Source organism: Diaphorobacter oryzae DSM 22780 (genome assembly GCF_059568935.1).
This window is the reverse complement of the sequence record NZ_JCANUL010000003.1, coordinates 329,356-348,929: the sequence shown is the minus strand read 5'-3', so window position 1 is coordinate 348,929 and position 19,574 is coordinate 329,356. Positions and strand designations below refer to the sequence as shown.

The 19,574-nt window shown below is 70.7% G+C and carries 18 protein-coding genes; 13 read left to right on the top strand and 5 right to left on the bottom strand.

The annotated features are described in order from the left end of the window. Positions 1–65: 65 nt before the first annotated feature. The 3 genes from BP68_RS07725 to BP68_RS07715 form a co-directional block, all read right to left on the bottom strand. Entirely contained in the window at positions 66–1,589 is a 1,524-nt protein-coding gene (locus tag BP68_RS07725; protein ID WP_496370313.1) for a tripartite tricarboxylate transporter permease, read from the bottom strand. Beyond that, a complete protein-coding gene (locus tag BP68_RS07720; RefSeq protein ID WP_496370311.1) occupies positions 1,590–2,138 on the bottom strand; it encodes a tripartite tricarboxylate transporter TctB family protein in 549 nt (182 codons plus the stop codon). Positions 2,139–2,309: 171 nt separating this feature from the next. Beyond that, positions 2,310–3,269: a Bug family tripartite tricarboxylate transporter substrate binding protein gene (locus BP68_RS07715; protein ID WP_496370309.1), complete on the bottom strand. Its 960-nt coding sequence runs from the start codon at positions 3,267–3,269 to the stop codon at positions 2,310–2,312. Positions 3,270–3,426: 157 nt separating this feature from the next. Here BP68_RS07715 and BP68_RS07710 point away from each other — a divergent pair, with 157 nt between their 5' ends. The 4 genes from BP68_RS07710 to BP68_RS07695 are packed head-to-tail and all read left to right on the top strand — an operon-like array spanning position 3,427 to position 6,523. Beyond that, a complete protein-coding gene (locus BP68_RS07710) occupies positions 3,427–4,113 on the top strand; it encodes a response regulator (protein ID WP_496370307.1) in 687 nt (228 codons plus the stop codon). A gap of 4 nt (positions 4,114–4,117) precedes the next feature. Next, on the top strand, positions 4,118–5,533 hold the full coding sequence (locus BP68_RS07705) for a sensor histidine kinase (RefSeq protein ID WP_496370305.1): 1,416 nt from the start codon (positions 4,118–4,120) through the stop codon (positions 5,531–5,533). A gap of 19 nt (positions 5,534–5,552) precedes the next feature. Continuing rightward, positions 5,553–5,996, top strand: coding sequence for an RNA-binding S4 domain-containing protein (locus tag BP68_RS07700; RefSeq protein WP_496370303.1), 444 nt, complete (start codon positions 5,553–5,555; stop codon positions 5,994–5,996). 14 nt (positions 5,997–6,010) lie between these two features. Next, complete coding sequence (locus tag BP68_RS07695; RefSeq protein ID WP_496370301.1) at positions 6,011–6,523, top strand: GNAT family N-acetyltransferase; 513 nt, start codon at positions 6,011–6,013, stop codon at positions 6,521–6,523. 78 nt (positions 6,524–6,601) lie between these two features. Here the strand turns inward: BP68_RS07695 and BP68_RS07690 are convergent, their stop codons facing one another. Further along, positions 6,602–8,065, bottom strand: a complete 1,464-nt coding sequence (locus BP68_RS07690) for a short-chain fatty acyl-CoA regulator family protein (RefSeq protein WP_496370299.1) — start codon at positions 8,063–8,065, stop codon at positions 6,602–6,604. 101 nt (positions 8,066–8,166) lie between these two features. Here BP68_RS07690 and BP68_RS07685 point away from each other — a divergent pair, with 101 nt between their 5' ends. The 7 genes from BP68_RS07685 (at position 8,167) to BP68_RS07655 (ending at position 15,545) form a co-directional block, all read left to right on the top strand. Beyond that, a complete protein-coding gene (locus BP68_RS07685; RefSeq protein ID WP_496370297.1) occupies positions 8,167–8,562 on the top strand; it encodes an acyl-CoA thioesterase in 396 nt (131 codons plus the stop codon). Next, positions 8,559–9,716 carry a bifunctional 2-methylcitrate synthase/citrate synthase gene (gene prpC / locus BP68_RS07680; protein ID WP_496370295.1) on the top strand — a complete coding sequence of 386 codons (1,158 nt, stop codon included), beginning with the start codon at positions 8,559–8,561 and terminating at the stop codon, positions 9,714–9,716. Before BP68_RS07685 ends, prpC begins: the two co-directional genes overlap by 4 nt. Before the next feature lie 117 nt (positions 9,717–9,833). Beyond that, entirely contained in the window at positions 9,834–12,482 is a 2,649-nt protein-coding gene (acnD, locus tag BP68_RS07675) for a Fe/S-dependent 2-methylisocitrate dehydratase AcnD (protein ID WP_496370293.1), read from the top strand. Positions 12,483–12,503: 21 nt separating this feature from the next. Further along, the gene (prpF, locus tag BP68_RS07670) at positions 12,504–13,691 is read left to right on the top strand and encodes a 2-methylaconitate cis-trans isomerase PrpF (RefSeq protein ID WP_496370291.1); all 1,188 of its coding nucleotides are present in this window, start codon (positions 12,504–12,506) and stop codon (positions 13,689–13,691) included. A 10-nt stretch (positions 13,692–13,701) separates the two neighbouring features. After that, the gene (locus BP68_RS07665; RefSeq protein ID WP_496370289.1) at positions 13,702–14,559 is read left to right on the top strand and encodes an isocitrate lyase/PEP mutase family protein; all 858 of its coding nucleotides are present in this window, start codon (positions 13,702–13,704) and stop codon (positions 14,557–14,559) included. 54 nt (positions 14,560–14,613) lie between these two features. Continuing rightward, the gene (locus BP68_RS07660) at positions 14,614–14,934 is read left to right on the top strand and encodes a TA system antitoxin ParD family protein (RefSeq protein WP_496370287.1); all 321 of its coding nucleotides are present in this window, start codon (positions 14,614–14,616) and stop codon (positions 14,932–14,934) included. A gap of 5 nt (positions 14,935–14,939) precedes the next feature. Further along, positions 14,940–15,545 (top strand): ATPase, encoded by a 606-nt coding sequence (locus BP68_RS07655; RefSeq protein ID WP_496370285.1) that lies wholly within the window; start codon positions 14,940–14,942, stop codon positions 15,543–15,545. 59 nt (positions 15,546–15,604) lie between these two features. Here the strand turns inward: BP68_RS07655 and BP68_RS07650 are convergent, their stop codons facing one another. Next, the gene (locus tag BP68_RS07650; RefSeq protein ID WP_496370283.1) at positions 15,605–16,531 is read right to left on the bottom strand and encodes a LysR family transcriptional regulator; all 927 of its coding nucleotides are present in this window, start codon (positions 16,529–16,531) and stop codon (positions 15,605–15,607) included. Between the two features lie 100 nt (positions 16,532–16,631). On the opposite strand from BP68_RS07650, the gene metE reads away from it, so the two are divergent. Both metE and BP68_RS07640 read left to right on the top strand, forming a co-directional pair. Beyond that, positions 16,632–19,001 (top strand): 5-methyltetrahydropteroyltriglutamate--homocysteine S-methyltransferase, encoded by a 2,370-nt coding sequence (gene metE / locus BP68_RS07645; protein ID WP_496370281.1) that lies wholly within the window; start codon positions 16,632–16,634, stop codon positions 18,999–19,001. Positions 19,002–19,088: 87 nt separating this feature from the next. After that, positions 19,089–19,547 carry a CopD family protein gene (locus BP68_RS07640; RefSeq protein ID WP_496370279.1) on the top strand — a complete coding sequence of 153 codons (459 nt, stop codon included), beginning with the start codon at positions 19,089–19,091 and terminating at the stop codon, positions 19,545–19,547. Positions 19,548–19,574 lie beyond the last annotated feature (27 nt).

The following is a 19,574-nucleotide window of genomic DNA, read 5'->3' as shown; positions in this document are numbered from 1 at the left end:
AAGGCCCGGGGGATATGGAGTCCCCCGGGGTGCTGGCAGCCCGGCGCCGCCAGCCCCAGGCTCTTTCACGCCTCGGCGGCTTGGCGCGCACGCGCCAGGTTGCGCTCGGCCCAGCGGCGCAGCACGCGCGGCACGATGAGCACGGCCAGCACGATCACCAGCAGCGTGGCCGACATGGGCCGCTGCAGGAAGATCATCCAGCTGCCTTCGCCGATGGAGATGGCGTTGCGCATCTGCGCCTCGGCCAGCGGGCCCAGGATCATGCCCACGACCACCGGTGCCGTGGGAAAGTCGAAGCGCCGCATCAGCACACCCAGCAGGCCGATGCCGTACAGCAGGAACAGGTCGAACGTGCTCTGGCGCATGCCGTACGCGCCCACGGTGGCAAAGATCAGGATGCCGGCGTACAGCTGCGGGCGCGGAATCTTCAGCAGCTTCACCCACAGGCCCACCATCGGCAAGTTCAGCACCAGCAGCATCAGGTTGCCGATGTACAGCGAGGCGATCAGCGCCCACACCAGCGACGCCGAACTGGTGAACAGCTGCGGCCCCGGGTTGATGCCGTAGTTCTGGAACGCGCCCAGCAGCACGGCCGTGGTGTTGCTGGTGGGAATGCCCAGGGTCAGCAGCGGGATCAGCGCCGCCGTCACCGTGGCGTTGTTCGCCGCCTCGGGGCCGGCGACGCCTTCGATGGCGCCCTTGGTGCCGAACTCGGCCTTGTCCTCGCCCTTGGCCAGCTTCTTCTCGGTGGCATAGCTCAGGAAGGTCGGGATCTCGGTGCCGCCGGCGGGAATGCAGCCAAAGGGCGTGCCGATGGCCGTGCCGCGCAGCCAGGCGGGCACCGAGCGCTTCCAGTCACGCGCCGTCATGTGCACGCGCGTGAGCTTGTTCTGCGACTCCTCCACCTTGCCCTCGTAGAGCGCGGCGTACAGCACCTCGGCCACGGCGAACAGGCCCACGGCCACCAGCACGATGTCCACGCCGTCCAGCAGCTCCATCTTGCCGCCGGTGTAGCGCGCCGCGCCCGAGATCTGGTCCATGCCCACGCAGCCCAGCGCCAGGCCGATGAACAGGGCCGTCATGCCGCGCAGGCTGCTCTGTCCCAGCACCGCGCTCACGGTGGTGAAGGCCAGCACCATGAGCATGAAGTACTCCGGCGGCCCCAGGCGCACGGCGAACTCGGCCACGCCCGGCGCGAACAGCGTCACCACCACGGTGGCGAAGGTGCCGGCCACGAACGAGCCGATGGCCGACGTGGCCAGCGCCGCGCCCGCGCGGCCGCTCTTGGCCATCTTGTTGCCCTCCATGGCCGTGACCATGCTGGCCGTCTCGCCCGGCGTGTTCAGCAGGATGGAGGTGGTGGAGCCGCCATACATGGCGCCGTAGTAGATGCCGGCGAAGAAGATCATCGAGGCCGTCATGTCCACCTTGGCGGTGATGGGCAGCAGCATGGCCACGGCCACGGCCGGGCCGATACCGGGCAGCACGCCCACGGCCGTGCCCAGGGCGCAGCCCACCAGGGCCCACAGCAGGTTGGCCGGCGTGGCTGCCGCGGCAAAGCCCGCCATCAATGCGTCAAAGATTTCCATTTACAGCCACCCCGTGTTCGTCAGGCCCGGCAGGTTGATGGCCAGGAATTGCGTGAACAGCCAGAACACCGGCGCCGAGATCGCCAGCCCCGTGAACAGGTCCACGGCCAGCACGCGCGGCGACAGCAGGCCCGTCTGCCCACCGGCGCGGCGCAGGCCCTGCACGGCCAGCGCGTAGCACAGCGTGCAGCCGACGATGAAGCCCAGCTCGACGATCAGCGCCGCGTTCAGCAGCAGGCCGGCCGACACCCAGGCGAACGGCCCGAACGCGGCGCGCGGCGCGCCGCCCGGGTCGGCCGCCTGGCGGTAGCCGCCCGTGAGCGCCTCCCAGACGAGCCAGCCGCCGCACAGGGCCAGCACCGCGGCGCACATCCAGGGCAGAAAGTTGGGCCCCACGCCGCCATAGCCGGCGTCGCCCGGAATCTGCAGCGCGCCGAAGGCCATGCCGGCGGCCACCAGGAACACGGCCGCGCCCACGGCGGCCTGCCAGCCCGCGGAGGGCACGGAGCCGGCGTCGGCCGGCTCGGGGGAAGAGGAAAGCTCAGACATGGCTGCAGCCTCCGAAGATGGGCCGCGACGGGGCGGCACGAAAATTCAAACAAAAAGAGGCCCTGGCGCCCTGTCGGCGGGCGCCATTAGCTCTCATAACAGGAGCACCGCGAACGCATGGCCCGGTGCTGTGTGGCGCACCCGCCGGCAGGCACCGGCGGGCGGGCGGCATCACACCATGCCGGACTTGACCATGGTGGCGCGCAGGCTGGCGAACTCGTTGTCCACGAAGTTGGCGAACTCGTCGCCGGCCAGCCAGGCGGGCGTCCAGCCGTTCTTCTCCAGCGCCTCTTGCCAGGCCTTGCTCTTGACGGCCTTCTCCACCATGGTGATCAGGGCCTTGCGCTGCTCGGCCGTGATGCCGGGCGCGGCATACACGCCGCGCCAGTTGCCGATCTCCACATTGATGCCCTGCTCCTTGAGCGTGGGAATCTGCACGCCCTGGAGGCGCTGGCCCGAGGTCACGCCGATGGCCTTCATCTTGCCCGCGGCGATGTACTCGGCGAACTCGCTGTAGCCGCTGCCGCCCACGGTGACGTTGCCGCCCAGGATGGCGGCCGTGGCCTCGCCGCCCCCACGGAAGGCCACGTAGTTGATCTTGGACGGGTCCACGCCCACCTCGCGCGCGATCATGGCCGCGGCGATGTGCTCGGTGGCGCCGCGCGAACCGCCGCCCCACTTCACGCTGCCCGGGTCCTTCTTGAGCTGCGCCACCACCTCGGCCATGCTCTTGAACGGCGAGTTGGCGGGCAGCACGAAGACGTTGTATTCGCTGGTCAGGCGCGCGATCGGCGTGGCCTGGCTCAGGTTCACCGGCGGCTTGCCGGTGATGATGCCGCCCAGCATCACGGCGCCCATCACCATCAGCGCGTTCGGGTCGCCCTTGCTGCCGTTCACGAACTGCGCCAGGCCGATGGCGCCGGCCGCACCGCCCTTGTTCTCATAGGTCACGCTGGAGGCCACGCCCGCGTCCTGCAGCGCCTTGCCCAGGGCGCGGCCCGTGCTGTCCCAGCCGCCGCCGGGGTTGGCCGGCAGCATCATCTTGACGGCTGCGGCGGCCTGTGCCGACAGCGGCAGGCTGCCCGCAGCGGCCAGTGCCGCCAGGGACTTCAGGAAGGTGTCACGACGCATGTCTGTCTCCTCGTTGGTGAAAAATGGAATAGGTGAACGGCGCGATGATGCGCGCGCAAGCTGTCAAACGGCTGTCTGCGGCACTAGGGTTAACACCAGGGCGGCGCGCCCGCCAACCAGCCGCCGATGCGGCCTGCAAACCCGTTCTAATCGCCGGATGCAACTGCTTCTCGTCGAAGATGACGCCACCATGCAGGCCACGCTGCAGCGCTCGCTCACGCGCCGCGGCATGGCCGTGACGGCCCTGGCCGACGGCCGCGCCGCGCTGGCCGAGTGGCGCGCGCACCCGCCCGATGCCGTGGTGCTGGACCTGACCCTGCCCGGCCTGGACGGCCTGCAGGTGCTGCAGCAGGCGCGCGCGGGCGGCCTGCGCACCCCCGTGCTGCTGCTGACGGCGCGCGGCACCGTGGGCGACCGCGTGCTGGGCCTGAACGCCGGCGCCGACGACTACCTGCCCAAGCCCTTCGACCTGGACGAGCTGGAGGCGCGCCTGCGCGCCCTGGTGCGCCGCAGCGGCGACGCGCTGCAGGCCCCGCCGGCCCCCAGCACCCAGGCACTGGGCGCGCTGCGCTACGACAAGGACGGCGGCGCTGTCTACGTGCAGGACGCGCCCATGGACCTGACGCCGCGCGAGCTGGCGCTGCTGCGCGCCCTGCTCGCCCAGCCCGGGCGCGCCGTCACCAAGGAGCGGCTGTACGAGCTGGTCTTTCCCGGCCAGCCCGAGGTGCAGTACGAGGCCATCGAGGTCGTGGTCTACCGCGTGCGCAAGAAGCTCGCCGGCACGGGCGTGGCGCTGATGACGCTGCGCGGCCTGGGCTACCTCATCAAGCCCGAGCACGGGTAGCGGCATGGCCCGCCAGATATCGCTGCGCCGCCAGCTGCTGCTGGGCATCCTGCTGCCCACGCTGCTGTTCGTCAGCATCAACACCTACAGCCTGCACCGCCAGGCGCTGGCCGCGCTGCACACGGCCTACGACCGCACGCTGCTCGCCTCGGCCAAGACCATCAGCGAGCAGCTCGACGTGCGCGGCTACGACGACATGGCCGAGCTGCGCGCCATCGTGCCCTACGCCGCGCTCGAGGCCTTCGAGGCCGACAACCAGAGCCGCATGTTCTACCGCGTCTCCAACCTGCACGGCGAGCTGATCTCCGGCTTTGCCGAGCTGCCCACCTGGCACGGCAGCATCCCGCAGCGCCCGCCCTACGCCGCGCTGGTGGACTTCTACGACGCGCGCTTTCGCGGCGATCCCGTGCGCGTGGCCGTGCTGCTGCAGCCCGTGGCCAGCAGCGAGGGCCGCGGCATGGCCGTGATCCAGGTGGCCGAGACGCTGGAGCTGCGCGAGGCCGCGGCGCTGCAGATTTTGTGGGACACGCTGGCGCGCCAGGCGCTGCTGCTGGCGGTGATCGCCGCCGTCGTGGTGCTGGTGGTGCAGCGCGCCACGCGGCCGGTGCGCCAGCTGAGCAGCGACCTGCAGGAGCGCACCGCGGGCGACCTGGCCCCGATCGCCGCGCCCGTGGCCCCGCTGGAGCTGCAGCCGCTGATTGACGCCACGAACGCCGTGATGCTGCGCCTGTCGCGCCTGCTGGCGCACCAAAAGCGCTTCGTGCGCGACGCCTCGCACCAACTGCGCACGCCGCTGGCCGTGCTCAAGACCCAGGTGCAGTCCGCACTGCGCGGCGACATGCCGCCCGAACAGGCGCTGCACGAAATCGGCGACACGGTGGACCGCGCCACCCAGCTCGCCAACCAGATGCTGGCCCTGGCCAAGGTGGAGCAGCTGCGCCAGCAGGGCGAGGTGCCCGTGACCCGGCTGGACCGGGTGCTGCGCGAGGTGGCGCTGGAGCTGTCGCCCCTGATCGCCCAGGGCGACCTGGACTTCGGCATCGACACCGCCGCCGCCCCGGTCCACGCGCATGAATGGATGCTGCGCGAGCTGTGCCGCAACCTGCTGCACAACGCCATCCGCCACGCGCCACCCGCCACCGAGCTGGCCGTGACGCTGCGCCGCGACGGCCCGCACGCCACGCTCACCATCGCCGACGCCGGCCCCGGCATCGACGACGAGTTGGCGGCGCGGCTGTTCCAGCCGTTTTCGGCCGGCGACGTGCGCAAGGGCTCGGGCCTGGGCCTGGCCATCTGCCAGGAGATCGTGCAGGCCATCGGCGGCACTATCGCCCTCACCAACCGCCACGCCACCGCCACCGGCAGCGCGCGCGTGCTGGGGCTGGACGCGGTGGTGCGCCTGCCCCTGGCACGGGCCTGAGCAGGTGCAAAATCGCCCCATGACGACTCCCCCCGATGCGATGCGCCTGGACAAATGGCTGTGGTGCGCGCGCTTCTTCAAGACCCGCAGCCTGGCCGTGGAAGAGATCGGCAAGGGCCGCGTCACCATCAACGGCCAGGCCGCCAAGGCCTCGCGCGAGCTGCGCGCCGGCGACACCGTGGCCCTGCGCCAGGGCCAGGTGCCGCGCACGGTGGTCGTGCGCACGCTCAGCAACTTCCGCGGCCCGGCGCCAGTGGCGCAGCAGCTCTATGAGGAAACGCCCGAGAGCCTCGCCGCCCGCGCCCAGGCCGCCGAGGCCCGCCGCCTGGCCCCCGAGCCCGCCGCCAGCCTGCGCGAAGGCCGCCCCACCAAGCGCGACCGGCGCAGCATCGACCACCTGCGCGACGGCTGGGGCGACCGCTGGAGCGCATCGATAGACGACGAGCCGCCCGGCAAGTCCTGACCCAGACAACACGCATGCCCCACCTCTCCCTCCCCACTGCCGATACGGAAGACATCGTCGTCGCCGACTGGGCCGATCCGCGGCACGCCCACGCCGTCGTGCATCTGCTCGACGCCTACGCCCAGGACGCCATGGGCGGCGGCACGCCGCTCCCGGAGTTCGTGAAGAACAACCTTGTCGCCGAGCTGCGCAAACGCCCGCAGGCCCTGGCGGTCCTGGCCTTCGTCGGCGGCGAGCCCGCCGGCCTGGCGATCTGCATGGAAGGCTTTTCCAGCTTCGCCTGCCAGCCGCTGCTCAACGTCCACGACATGATGGTGGCGCCGCGGTTTCGCGGCCGGCGCCTGTCGCACAAAATCCTCACCAAGGTCGAGGAATGCGCCCGCCAACGCCAGTGCTGCAAGCTGACCCTGGAGGTGCTGGAGGGGAACGCCGTGGCGCAGCACGCCTACCGCGCCTTCGGCTTTGCCGGCTACGAGCTGGCCCCCACGATGGGCAAGGCCATGTTCTGGCAGAAAAAGCTCGCCTGACCCCGCGCTCCCGGTTTCAGGCATTTTTGGCCTCTGGCGCTTATCCAGCAAGCGCCAGCAGCTCCTGTTTACATAGCATCACGCCACCCGGTACGGCACCAGGCTGCTGCGGCTCTCGTCCACCTCCAGTGCCCGCCCGATGGGCGGGAACGCCCGCTGCGGGCAGGCCGTGCGCTCGCACACCTTGCAGCCCATGCCGATGGGCACCGGCGCCTCGGGGTCGGCCAGGTCCAGCCCGCGGGCGTAGGCAAGCTGGCTGGCGTGCTGCACGTCGCAGCCCAGCGCCACCGAGAAGGTCTTGCCCGGCGCGCCCCAGCCGCCCGCGCTGCGCGTGACGGTGCGCGCGATCCACAGGTAGGCGCGCCCGTCGGGCATGCGCGCGAGCTGGCGCACGATGCGCCCCGGCTGGGCAAAGGCCTCGTACACGTTCCACAGCGGGCAGGTGCCGCCGATCTTGCTGAAGTGGAAATGCGTGGCCGACTGGCGCTTGCTGATGTTGCCCGCCCGGTCCACGCGGATGAAGAAGAACGGCACGCCGCGCGCGCCGGGCCGCTGCAGCGTGGACAGGCGGTGGCACACCGTCTCGAAGCCCACGCCCCAGCGCTGCTCCAGGCGTTCGATGTCGTAGTGCAGCGCCTCGGCCGAGTGCAGGAACGGCGCATAGGGCAGCAGCAAGGCGCCGGCGAAGTAGTTGGCCAGCCCGATGCGGGCCAGCGACCGCGCCGCGTCGCCCGACAGGCCGGCGCCGTCCACGATGCGGCTCAGCTCCTGCGCCATCTCCAGAAAGGCCAGCTGCGTCGCCATCTGGAAGGCGCGCTGCGCGGGCTGCAGCGCGGGCGACAGGTACAGCACGCGCGCCGCCGCGTCGAAGCGGCGCTGCGCCGACTCGCCCGCGCCGCCTGGCTCCGGGCCGGGGCGCGGCTCGGCCAGCTGCGCCACGCGCACGCCGTGGGCGGTCTCCAGCCGGTGCAGCAGGCCGGGCTCGGGCGCGCCGGGCGGTAGCTGCCAGGCGGCGGCCAGGCGCTCGGCGGCGTCGTCCAGCTCGGAGATGTGGTTGTGGCGCGCGAAGAAGAAGTCGCGCACCTCCTCGTAAGCCATGGGCGCCTGCGCGGCCGGGCCCGCGCGGTCGTCGCCCAGGTGCAGGGACAGCGCCTCCAGCTGCTCGTGCGCCTCGCGCCGGCCCCGGTGCAGCGCCAGCAGCGTGCGCGCCACGGCCGGCATGTTGGCCGCCAGCTCGCGGATCTCGGCCAGCGACACCGCCTCGCCCGCGCCGCCGGCCGCCCTGTCGGTGGCGGTGTCCGCCAGCACGTCGCGCAGGCCGGCGATCAGGCGCGCCTCGTCGTCGTCGGAAAAGCGCTGCACGTCCACGCCGAACACGGCGTTGATCTTGAGCAGCACCGGCACCGTCAGCGGGCGCTGGTTCTGCTCGATCTGGTTGAGGTAGCTGGCCGACAGGTCCAGCGCGCGCGCCAGCGCCACCTGGGTCATGCCGCGCTCCTCGCGCAGGCGCCGCAGGCGCACGCCCATGAAGGTTTTCTTCATTCTCGTCCTTCGCAACATTTGCAAAACCCCGGCGCTGCATTCGCAACCATTCGCCAATTCAGGGCTTATGCGGAGGCAGCATTGTGCGTAGATTGCGAAGCATGACAACCCCCAACGGCACCGTCGAGCTGACGGATATCGTCTTTCCCGGCCAGGCGAACCACTACGGCACGCTGTTCGCCGGGAATGCCCTGAACCGCATGGCCCAGGCCGCGTTCCTAGCCGCGCGCGGCGCGGCGCAGCGCAACGTGGTGATGGCCGGCGTGACCCAGGTGGACTTTCTGTCGCCCGTGCCCGTGGGCCATGTGCTCACGCTGCGCGCCTGGGTCAGCCGCGTGGGCCGCAGCTCGCTCACCGTGTGCGTGACGGGCCTGGCCGAGGCGCTGGGCACGCCGCCCGAGGAAGTGCTCAAGGGGGTGTTCGAGATGGTGGCCGTGGACGGCAACGGCCGCCCCGCCCCCATCGCCACCGCTTATCTGAACCAGGAGACCACATGACCACGACCACCGCCACCCCGGCCCCCAAGGCCAAGAAGTCCGTCGCCCTCTCGGGCGTGACGGCCGGCAACACCGCCCTGTGCACCGTGGGCCGCACCGGCAACGACCTGCACTACCGCGGCTACGACATCCTCGACATCGCCGAGGTCTGCGAGTTCGAGGAAATCGCCCACCTGCTGGTGCACGGCAAGCTGCCCACGCGCGCCGAACTCAAGGCCTACAAGGCCAAGCTGCGCGCCCTGCGCGGCCTGCCCGGCAGCGTGAAGGCGGCCCTGGAGCAACTGCCCGCCGCCAGCCACCCCATGGACGTGATGCGCACCGGCGTCTCCGCCCTGGGCTGCGCCCTGCCCGAGAAGGACGACCACAACCTGCCGGGCGCGCGCGACATTGCCGACCGCCTGATGGCCAGCCTTGGCAGCATGCTGCTGTACTGGTACCACTTCAGCAACTCGGGCCGCCGCATCGAGGTGGAGACTGACGATGATTCGATCGGCGGCCACTTCCTGCACCTGCTGCACGGCGACAAGCCGTCCGAGGGCTGGGTGCGCGCCATGCACACCTCGCTGAACCTGTATGCCGAGCACGAGTTCAACGCCAGCACCTTCACGGCGCGCGTGATCGCCGGCACGGGCAGCGACATGTATTCGAGCATCTCGGGCGCCATCGGCGCGCTGCGCGGCCCCAAGCATGGCGGCGCCAACGAGGTGGCGTTCGAGATCCAGAAGCGCTACGACAACCCGGAGCAGGCCGAGGCCGACATCCGCCGCCGCGTGGAGGCCAAGGAGGTCGTGATCGGCTTCGGCCACCCGGTCTACACGGTGAGCGACCCGCGCAACGTCATCATCAAGGGCGTGGCCCAGCGCCTGTCGCAGGAGGCCGGATCGACCAAGATGTACGACATCGCCGAGCGGCTGGAGAGCGTGATGTGGGAGGTGAAGAAGATGTTCCCCAACCTCGACTGGTTCAGCGCCGTGAGCTACCACATGATGCAGGTGCCCACCGCCATGTTCACGCCGCTGTTCGTCATCGCCCGCACTAGCGGCTGGGCCGCGCATGTGATCGAGCAGCGCGTGGACAACAAGATCATTCGCCCCAGCGCCCACTACACCGGGCCGGAAGACCAGCAGTTCGTGCCGATCGAGGAACGCCGCTGACATAAAAAACCATAGCTGCCAGCGCTTGTCAGCAGCCATTTTCAAGCCATTCATTGCTGAAAATGGCTTGCATCCAGCGCTGGCAGCTATCAAAAAATAGTGACCCCGCCCGCCCCCATGACGAACACCGCCCACCGCAAACCCCTTCCCGGCACGTCCCTGCAGTACTACGACGCGCGCGAGGCCGTCGACGCCCTGCAGCCCGGCGCCTGGGCCCGCCTGCCCTACACGGCGCGCGTGCACGCCGAAAACCTGGTGCGCCGCGCCGAGCCGGCGCAGCTCCATGCCTATCTGCGCCAGCTCATCGAGCGCCAGCGCACCATCGACTTCCCCTGGTTCCCCGTGCGCGTGGTGTGCCACGACATCCTGGGCCAGACCGCGCTGGTCGATCTGGCGGGCCTGCGCGACGCGATTGCGAAGGAAGGCGGCGACCCGGCTGCCGTGAACCCCGTGGTGCCGGTGCAGCTCATCGTGGACCATTCGCTGGCCGTGGAGTGCGGCGGCTTCGACCCCGACGCCTTTGCCAAGAACCGCGCCATCGAAGACCGCCGCAACGAGGACCGCTTTCACTTCATCGAGTGGACGAAGAAGGCCTTTGCCAACGTGGACGTGATCCCGGCGGGCAACGGGATCATGCACCAGATCAACCTGGAGAAGATGTCGCCGGTCGTGTACGTGCAAGACGGCGTGGCCTTCCCCGACACCTGCGTGGGCACCGACAGCCACACGCCCCACGTCGATGCGCTGGGCGTGATCGCCGTGGGCGTGGGCGGGCTGGAGGCCGAGAACGTGATGCTGGGCCGCGCCAGCTGGATGCGCCTGCCCGACATCGTGGGCGTGGAGCTGACCGGCCAGCGCCAGAGCGGCATCACCGCCACCGACATCGTGCTGGCCCTCACCGAATTCCTGCGCCAGGAAAAGGTGGTGGGCGCCTATGTGGAGTTCTACGGCGCGGGCGCCGAGAGCCTGTCCATCGGCGACCGCGCCACCATCAGCAACATGTGCCCCGAATACGGCGCCACCGCCGCGCTGTTCGCCATCGACGAGCAGACGCTGCAGTACCTGCGTCTCACGGGCCGCGACGAGCCGCAGGTGCGGCTGGTGGAAACCTATGCCAAGGCGGCGGGCTTCTGGGCCGACACGCTGCGCGAGGTGCAGTACGAGCGCGTGCTGCGCTTCGACCTGTCCAGCGTGGTGCGCAACATGGCCGGCCCCAGCAACCCGCACCGCCGCCTGCCCACCTCGGCCCTGGTGGACCGCGGCATCGCCGGCGCCATCAAGCTGGAGATGGCCCGCGCCGAAGAGGCCGAGGGCCTGATGCCCGACGGCGCCGTGATCATCGCCGCCATCACCAGCTGCACCAACACCAGCAACCCGCGCAACGTCATCGCCGCCGCGCTGCTGGCGCGCAACGCCCGCCGCCTGGGCCTGGTGCGCAAGCCCTGGGTCAAGACCTCGCTGGCGCCCGGCTCCAAGGCCGTGGAGCTGTATTTGAAGGAAGCCGGCCTGATGGAAGACCTGGAGGCGCTGGGCTTTGGCATCGTCGCCTTCGCCTGCACCACCTGCAACGGCATGAGCGGCGCGCTCGACCCGAAGATCCAGCAAGAGATCATCGACCGCGACCTGTACGCCACAGCCGTGCTCTCGGGCAACCGCAACTTCGACGGGCGCATCCACCCCTATGCCAAGCAGGCCTTCCTGGCCAGCCCGCCGCTGGTGGTGGCCTACGCCATCGCCGGCACGGTGCGCTTCGACATCGAGAACGACGCCTTTGCCGTGGTCCATGGCCAACCCGTGCGCCTGAAGGACCTGTGGCCCAGCGACGAGGAGATCGACGCCATCGTCGCCAAGGCCGTCAAGCCCGCGCAGTTCCGCGCCGTGTACGAGCCGATGTTCGCCATCCGGCAGGACGATGGCGAGGCCGTGAGCCCGCAGTACGACTGGCGAGCGCAGTCCACCTACATCCGCCGCCCGCCCTACTGGGACACGGAGGGCGTGGGCGCGCTGGCGGCCTTCCCGCGCACGCTGAAAAACATGCGCCCGCTGGCGCTGCTGCCGGACAACATCACCACCGACCACCTGTCGCCGTCCAACGCCATCCTGGCCGACAGCGCGGCCGGCGAGTACCTGGCGAAGATGGGCCTGCCCGAGGAGGACTTCAACTCCTACGCCACGCACCGCGGCGACCACCTGACGGCCATGCGCGCCACCTTTGCCAACCCGCAGCTCGTCAACGAGATGGCGGTGGTGGGCGGCCAGGTGAAGAAGGGCTCGCTGGCGCGCATCGAGCCCGAGGGCCAGGTGGTGCGCATGTGGGAGGCCATCGAGACCTACCTGCACCGCCGCCAGCCGCTGATCATCATCGCCGGCGCCGACTACGGCCAGGGGTCGAGCCGCGACTGGGCCGCCAAGGGCGTGCGCCTGGCCGGCGTGGAGACCGTGGTGGCCGAGGGCTTCGAGCGCATCCACCGCACCAACCTGATCGGCATGGGCGTGCTGCCGCTGGAGTTCACGCCCGGCGTGAGCCGCCTGACGCTGGGCCTGGACGGCACCGAGACCTACGATGTGATCGGCGAACGCACGCCGCGCGCCACGCTCACGCTGGTGGTGCACCGGCGCAGCGGCGAAACGCTGCAGGTGCCCGTGACCTGCCGCCTGGACACGGCCGAGGAAGTCTCGGTGTACGAGGCCGGCGGCGTGCTGCAGCGCTTCGCGCAGGACTTTCTGGCATCCAATGAAAAATCGGCCTCTGGCGCCCTTCTGTAAAGCGCAAGCAGCTATCAAAACATGAGCAAACCGCAAACCAAGATCCCCGCCACCTATCTGCGCGGCGGCACCAGCAAGGGCGTGTTCTTTCACCTGCGGGATCTGCCCGCCGCCGCGCAGCAGCCCGGCCCGGCGCGCGACGCCCTGCTGCTGCGCGTGCTGGGCAGCCCCGACCCGTACGGCAAGCAGATCGACGGGCTGGGCAATGCCTCGTCCTCCACCAGCAAGGCCGTGATCCTGAGCCGCGGCACCCAGCCGGGGCATGACGTGGACTATTTGTTCGGCCAGGTGTCCATCGACCGGCCCTTCGTGGACTGGAGCGGCAACTGCGGCAACCTCTCGGCCGCCGTGGGGCCCTGCGCCATCCACATGGGGCTGGTCGACCCGGCGCGCATTCCCCTGAACGGCAGCGTGACGGTGCGCATCTGGCAGGCCAACATCGGCAAGACCATCGTGGCCCATGTGCCCATCCGTAACGGCCAGGTGCAGGAGACGGGCGACTTCACGCTGGACGGCGTGGCCTTCCCCGCCGCCGAGGTGGCGCTGGAGTTCATCGCCCCGGCCGCCGAGGGCGGCGCCATGTTCCCCACCGGCAACGTGGTGGACCGGCTGGACGTGCCCGGCATCGGCAGCTTCCAGGCCACGCTCATCAACGCCGGCATTCCCACCATCTTCCTGAACGCGCGCGACATCGGCTACACCGGCACCGAACTGCAGGGCGACATCAACGGCGACGCGGCCGCGCTGGCGCGCTTCGAGGCCATCCGCGCCCATGGCGCCGTAAAGATGGGCCTGATCCAGAACGTGGCCGAGGCCGCCCAGCGCCAGCACACGCCCAAGATCGCCTTCGTCGCCCCGCCCACCGGCTACACCACCTCGAGCGGCCAGCGCATCGAGGCGGGCGATATCGACCTGCTGGTGCGCGCCCTCTCCATGGGCCAGCTGCACCACGCCATGATGGGCACGGCGGCCGTGGCCATCGGCACGGCGGCGGCCATTCCCGGCACGCTGGTCCACCTGGCCGCGGGCGGCGGTGCGCGCAGCGCGGTGCCTGGGTCGGTACGTTTCGGCCACCCCTCGGGCACCCTGCGCGTGGGCGCGGAGGCCGCGCAGGTGGGCGGCCAATGGCAGGTCACCAAGGCCCTCATGAGCCGCAGCGCACGCATCCTGATGGAAGGCTTCGTGCGCGTCCCCGCCGACACTTTCTGACACACACACCATGAATACCAAGCAACAACTCAAGGCCCTCGCCGAAGCCCGCCGCGGCGTGCTGGTGCCCGGCGCGTTCAACGCCCTGTCCGCCCGCGTGGTGGCCGACCTGGGCTTCGAGGCGATCTACGTCACCGGCGCGGGCGTGACCAACATGTGGTTCGGCCTGCCCGACCAGGGCTTCATGGGCCTGACCGACATCGCCGACCACACGGCCCGCATCCGCGACGCGGTGGAGCTGCCGCTGATCGTGGACGCCGACACCGGCTTCGGCAACGCGCTCAACACCTACCACGCGGTGCGCACGCTGGAGCGCGCGGGGGCCGACTGCATCCAGCTCGAAGACCAGGTGTCTCCGAAGCGCTGCGGCCACTTCAACGGCAAGGCCGTGATCGAGGCGAGCGAGATGACGGCCAAGATCAAAGCCGCCGTGGATGCGCGGCGCGACGGCATGCTGGTCATGGCCCGCACCGACGCGGCGGCCGTGCACGGCTTCGACGCCGCCGTGGAGCGCGCGCAGCAGTACGCCGAGGCCGGCGCCGACATCCTCTTCGTCGAGGCCGTGACCACGGCCGAGCATGTGCGCGCCCTGCCCCAGCGCCTGGCCGCGCCGCAGCTCATGAACATGGTGATCGGCGGCAAGACGCCCATCGTCGGCGCCGAGGAACTGGGCCAGTTGGGCTACGGCTTTGTGCTCTACGCCAACGCCGCGCTGCAGGGCGCCGTGGCCGGCATGCAGAAGGTGCTGACCCAGCTGCGCGACGTGCGCGAGGTGCGCGAAGACCCGGCCCTGGTCGCACCGTTTGCCGAGCGCCAGCGGCTGGTGGGCAAGCCCTTCTGGGATGCGCTGGAGCAGCGTTACCGCTGACCCTCCGGCAGGCGAAGGCGTTTTGGCGCAAAATGCGCCATAAAGGAGCACACCATGGCCCAATCCGCTTTCGCCTCCGTCAAACTGCCCGGCGCCCTTGTGGAGCAGGCGCGCCAGGCCGCCCAGCCCCTGCGCCGCTCCGTGGCCAGCCAGATCGAGTACTGGGCCACGCTCGGCCAGGTGGTCGAGCACACGGGCCTGAGCGTGCAGGAGGCGCGCGCCGCCATCGAGCAGTACGAGGCCGCCGTGCAGCAGGCCACGGCGCCGGCCTCGGTCGATGCGCTCACCCAGCGCCTGCTGGCCGCCCAGGCACGCGGCACGCTGGCCGAGCGCGTGCGCGAGGTGGTGCGCGACAACCAGGCGCGCGCCCGCTGACGCGCATGGCGGCGCCGCCCTGCTGGTTCCACCTGCTGGCCGGCCCCAACGGGGCGGGCAAGTCCACGCTGTACCGCGCCCTGGTGCGCGAGGGGCTGCTCGGCCCGCCGCTGGAGTTCGTGAACGCCGACCTGCACGAGCGCGACCAGCTGCAGCACATCGCCGACCCGCTGCAGCGCTCGGAAGCCGCCCGCGCCTGGGACGATGCGCGGCGCGCGGCGCTCATCGCGGCACGCACGCCGTTCGCCAGCGAGACGGTGTTCTCGCACCCCTCCAAGCTGGATCTTATCGACCAGGCCCGCCGCCACGGCTTCACGGTGGCCCTGCATGTGGTGGCGCTGGACGATCCCGCGCGGCTGCTGGAGCGCGTGGCCCAGCGCGTGCGCGAAGGCGGCCACCCCGTGCCGCCCGAGCGCATCCTGGCACGCTATCCGCGCACGCTGGCGCTGCTGGCCCAGGCGGTGCGCCGGGCCGACGTGGCCTATCTGTACGATGCCGCCGACACGCAGGACGGCGGCCCGCGGCTGGTGGCCCTGTGCACGCCGCAGGGGGTGACGGAGCTGGCGGCCCCGCTGCCCGGCTGGGCCCGGGAGATGCTCTCGCCCGCCTGAGAAATTCAAGCCAAAACAGCCTCCAGCGCTTACCCATCAAGCGCAAACAGCTATTTAATTTATAGCAATTCCAACCCCTTGAGGGTGACGAAGCTCGTCTCGCGCGTCACGCCCACGAAGTCCTGCAGGTAGGGCCGCGCCGACAGCGCCGGCAGGCAGGCCGCGTGCAGCTCGCCGCGCAGCCCCTGCGGGCCGATGGGCCGGGCCGTCACGTAGCCCCGGTCCAAATAGCCCTGCACGGCCCACAGCGGCAGGGCCGCCACGCCGCGGCCGCTGGCCACCAGCTGCAGCATGGCCACCGTCAGCTCGGTGGTGCGCCGGGGCGGGCGCACGCCGACGGGCTCCAGCACCTGGCGCACCAGGTCCAGCATCTCGTCGGGCACCGGGTAGGTGATGAGGGTCTGGTCCGCGAAGTCCTGCGCGCGCAGATGGGGCCGCGCCAGCAGCGGGTGGCTGTTGGCCAGCAGCGCGCGTATCTCGAAGCCGAACAGCGGGTGGTAGTCCACGCCGGCCTCCGCCGCATCGACCTCGGAGACGATGGCCACGTCGGCCCGCCCCTGGTGCAGCAGGCCCACGGGGTCGGCGTGGAAGCCGCTCACGATGTCCAGCTCCACCTCGGGCCAGCGGGAGCGGAAGGCGTCCATCGCCGGCATCAGCCAGTCGAAGCAGGTGTGGCACTCCACGGCGATGCGCATCTGCCCGCCCTGCCCGCGCAGCAGCCGCGCCACGTCGCGCTCGGCCGCCTCCACCTGGGGCAGCACGGCGTCGGCCAGCTGCAACAGGCGCGCGCCGGTGGCGCTGAACTGCGGCGGCACGGACTTGCGCTCGAACAGCGGCGCGCCGTAGCGATCCTCCAGCAGCTTGATCTGGTGCGACAGCGCCGACTGCGTCAGGTTCAGCAGCTGCGCCGCACGCACCAGGCTGCCGCTGTCGCGCAGCGCCTGCAGCGTGCGCAGGTGGCGTATCTCCAGAATCGACTGCATCATTAAAAGTATTCAAGTTGAACGGACAAAACTTTCGTTTGAATCATAAACACACCTGGCCGACCATCGCTGCTTTCATTGACACACCAAGGAACAGCGACACATGGCCGCGACCCACACCACCACCGCCATCCTCACGCACACGCTGGGCTTTCCGCGCATGGGCGCGCAGCGCGAACTGAAAGCGGCGCTGGAAAGCCACTGGCGCGGCGAGACTGACGCCGCCGCACTCGAAGCCGTGGGCGCCGGGCTGCGCGCGCGCCACTGGCAGGCCCAGCGCGACGCGGGCCTGGCCTTCGCCACGGTGGGCGACTTCGCCTACTACGACCACATGGCCCACCACATCCAGCTGCTGGGCTGCGAGAGCCCGCGCTTCGGCTTCGCGCCGGACACGCCCGAGCTGTCGCGCTACTTCGCCATGGCGCGCGGCGTGCAGGCCCGGCCGGCGCAGGCCTGCGGCGCGGGCTGCGCGCACGCGGCCACGGCGGACGGCGGCCAGCCCGCGCTGGAGATGACCAAGTGGTTCGACACCAACTACCACTACCTCGTGCCCGAGCTGCATGCGGACACGCAGTTCCACGTCGCCAGCGAGCGCCTGTTCGACGAAGTGGTCCAGGCCCTGGCGCTGGGCCACCGCGTGAAGGCGCAGCTCGTGGGGCCGCTCACCTTTCTGTGGCTGTCCAAGGAAAAGGGCGACACGCCGTTCGACAGGCTGGCGCTGCTCGACCGCCTGCTGCCAGTCTATGCGCAGATCCTGGCGCGGCTGAAGGCCCAGGGCGTGGAATGGGTGCAGATCGACGAGCCCATCCTGGGCCTTCAGCTCCCCGCCGCCTGGGCCCAGGCCTTCGAGCCCGCCTACTGGCAGCTGGGCAAGGCCGGCCCGCAGGTGCTTCTGGCCACCTACTTCTCGCCACTGGAGGCCCACCTGCGCCTGGCCTGCCAACTGCCCGTGGCCGGCCTGCACGTGGACGCCGTGCGCGCGCCGCAGGAGCTGACCGGCGTGGCCGACTGGCTGCCCGGCTACAAGGTGCTGTCGGTGGGCGTGGTGGACGGCCGCAACATCTGGCGCACCGACCCCGACGCCGCCCTGGCCCTGCTGCGCCCCGTGGCCGCCAAGCACACCGGGCCGCTGTGGATCGCGCCGTCGTGCTCGCTGCTGCACGTGCCCGTCACGCTCGCGGGCGAGGACGGGCTGGATGCCGAGCTGCGCTCCTGGCTGGCCTTCGCCACCGAGAAGCTCGATGAACTGGCGCTGCTGGCCGGCCTGCTGGACGGCAGCGTGGCCGCGGGCGACCCACGCCTGGCCGAGGCCCGCGCCGCCATCGCCAGCCGCCGCGCCAGCGCGCGCGTGCACCGCCCCGAGGTGGCCCGCCGCCTGGCCGAAGCACCGGCCGGCGCGGACCGGCGCCACGCCCCGTTCGCCGTGCGCCAGCCCGTGCAGCGCGCGCGCCTGCGCCTGCCGCCGCTGCCCACCACCACCATCGGCTCCTTCCCGCAGACCCCGGCCATCCGCGCCGCGCGCGCGGCCTACCGGCGCGGCGCGCTGGGCGAGGCCGACTACCAGGCGCAGATGCGTGCCGAAATCGAGCGCGCCGTGCGCAAGCAGGAAGAGCTGGGCCTGGACGTGCTGGTGCACGGCGAGGCCGAGCGCAACGACATGGTGGAGTACTTTGGCGAGCAGCTCGACGGCTTCGCCTTCACGGCCAACGGCTGGGTGCAAAGCTACGGCTCGCGCTGCGTCAAGCCCCCCGTGCTCTACGGCGACGTGGCCCGCCCGCGCGCCATGACGGTCGACTGGACGGTGTACGCGCAAAGCCTGACGGCCCTGCCCATGAAGGGCATGCTGACCGGGCCGGTGACCATCCTGCAATGGTCCTTCGTGCGCGACGACCAGCCGCGCAGCCGCACCTGCGAGCAGATCGCCTGGGCCATCCGCGACGAGGTGGTGGACCTGGAGCGCGCCGGCATCGCCATCGTGCAGATCGACGAGCCCGCCATCCGCGAGGGCCTGCCGCTGCGCCGCGCGCTCTGGAAGCCGTACCTGGACTGGGCCACGCGGGCCTTCCGCATCAGCGCCAGCGGCGTGCAGGACACCACGCAGATCCACACCCACATGTGCTACAGCGAGTTCAACGACATCCTGCCCGAGATCGCCGCCATGGATGCCGACGTCATCACCATCGAAACCAGCCGCTCCGACATGGAGCTGCTGCGCGGCTTCGGCAGCTTCAAATACCCCAACGAGATCGGCCCCGGCGTGTACGACATCCACTCGCCGCGCGTACCCGCCGTGGAGGAGATGACGCGCCTGCTGCGCAAGGCCGCCGAAGTGGTGCCCGCACAGAACCTCTGGGTCAACCCCGACTGCGGCCTCAAGACCCGCGGCTGGCCCGAGACCGAGGCCGCGCTGCGCCACATGGTGCAGGCCGCGCGTGCGCTGCGCCCCGCCCTGGCCGACGCAGCGGCGGCCTGATGCGGGCTTGACCGAGGGCAGCAGCAACCCTGCTGCCCATCGGTGCATGGCGCGCACCGGGCGGGTGCGGCGGCACAATGCCCCGCCATGCTCTACAACGCCCTCAAGCTCGCCCATGTGCTGTCCATCGTTTTGTGGATCGGTGGCATGGCCTTCGCCCATTTCTTCCTGCGGCCCGCCGCGCAGATGCTGGAGCCGCAGCTGCGCGTGCGGCTGATGCACGGCGTGCTGCAGCGCTTTCTGGGCGCCGTGGCCGTGGCCATCGTGATCGCGCTGACCAGCGGGCTGGGCATGATCGGCGCCGTGAGCATGGGCGCGGGCAGCGCCTTCCGCATGCCGCTGGACTGGACCCTCATGGCCACGCTGGGCCTGGTGATGATGGGCATCTTCGCCTACATCTACTTCGCGCTGCTCGGCCGGCTGGACCACGCCGTCGCCGCGTCCGACTGGCCGGCCGGCGGCCGGGCTCTGGGCAGCATACGCACCTGGGTGGGCGTCAACCTGGCCATCGGCGTGGCGATCGTGGCTTTAACGCTGTTGATGTAGGCTCGTCCCTTTCTCTGCACACGGAGT

What these genes read in the sequence shown, in the direction of transcription:
- BP68_RS07725 (WP_496370313.1), bottom strand. Translation starts at nt 1,589, where the DNA reads ATGGAAATCTTTGACGCATTGATGGCGGGCTTTGCCGCGGCAGCCACG.
- BP68_RS07720 (WP_496370311.1), bottom strand. Translation starts at nt 2,138, where the DNA reads ATGTCTGAGCTTTCCTCTTCCCCCGAGCCGGCCGACGCCGGCTCCGTG.
- BP68_RS07715 (WP_496370309.1), bottom strand. Translation starts at nt 3,269, where the DNA reads ATGCGTCGTGACACCTTCCTGAAGTCCCTGGCGGCACTGGCCGCTGCG.
- BP68_RS07710 (WP_496370307.1), top strand. Translation starts at nt 3,427, where the DNA reads ATGCAACTGCTTCTCGTCGAAGATGACGCCACCATGCAGGCCACGCTG.
- BP68_RS07705 (WP_496370305.1), top strand. Translation starts at nt 4,118, where the DNA reads ATGGCCCGCCAGATATCGCTGCGCCGCCAGCTGCTGCTGGGCATCCTG.
- BP68_RS07700 (WP_496370303.1), top strand. Translation starts at nt 5,553, where the DNA reads ATGACGACTCCCCCCGATGCGATGCGCCTGGACAAATGGCTGTGGTGC.
- BP68_RS07695 (WP_496370301.1), top strand. Translation starts at nt 6,011, where the DNA reads ATGCCCCACCTCTCCCTCCCCACTGCCGATACGGAAGACATCGTCGTC.
- BP68_RS07690 (WP_496370299.1), bottom strand. Translation starts at nt 8,065, where the DNA reads ATGAAGAAAACCTTCATGGGCGTGCGCCTGCGGCGCCTGCGCGAGGAG.
- BP68_RS07685 (WP_496370297.1), top strand. Translation starts at nt 8,167, where the DNA reads ATGACAACCCCCAACGGCACCGTCGAGCTGACGGATATCGTCTTTCCC.
- prpC (WP_496370295.1), top strand. Translation starts at nt 8,559, where the DNA reads ATGACCACGACCACCGCCACCCCGGCCCCCAAGGCCAAGAAGTCCGTC.
- acnD (WP_496370293.1), top strand. Translation starts at nt 9,834, where the DNA reads ATGACGAACACCGCCCACCGCAAACCCCTTCCCGGCACGTCCCTGCAG.
- prpF (WP_496370291.1), top strand. Translation starts at nt 12,504, where the DNA reads ATGAGCAAACCGCAAACCAAGATCCCCGCCACCTATCTGCGCGGCGGC.
- BP68_RS07665 (WP_496370289.1), top strand. Translation starts at nt 13,702, where the DNA reads ATGAATACCAAGCAACAACTCAAGGCCCTCGCCGAAGCCCGCCGCGGC.
- BP68_RS07660 (WP_496370287.1), top strand. Translation starts at nt 14,614, where the DNA reads ATGGCCCAATCCGCTTTCGCCTCCGTCAAACTGCCCGGCGCCCTTGTG.
- BP68_RS07655 (WP_496370285.1), top strand. Translation starts at nt 14,940, where the DNA reads ATGGCGGCGCCGCCCTGCTGGTTCCACCTGCTGGCCGGCCCCAACGGG.
- BP68_RS07650 (WP_496370283.1), bottom strand. Translation starts at nt 16,531, where the DNA reads ATGATGCAGTCGATTCTGGAGATACGCCACCTGCGCACGCTGCAGGCG.
- metE (WP_496370281.1), top strand. Translation starts at nt 16,632, where the DNA reads ATGGCCGCGACCCACACCACCACCGCCATCCTCACGCACACGCTGGGC.
- BP68_RS07640 (WP_496370279.1), top strand. Translation starts at nt 19,089, where the DNA reads ATGCTCTACAACGCCCTCAAGCTCGCCCATGTGCTGTCCATCGTTTTG.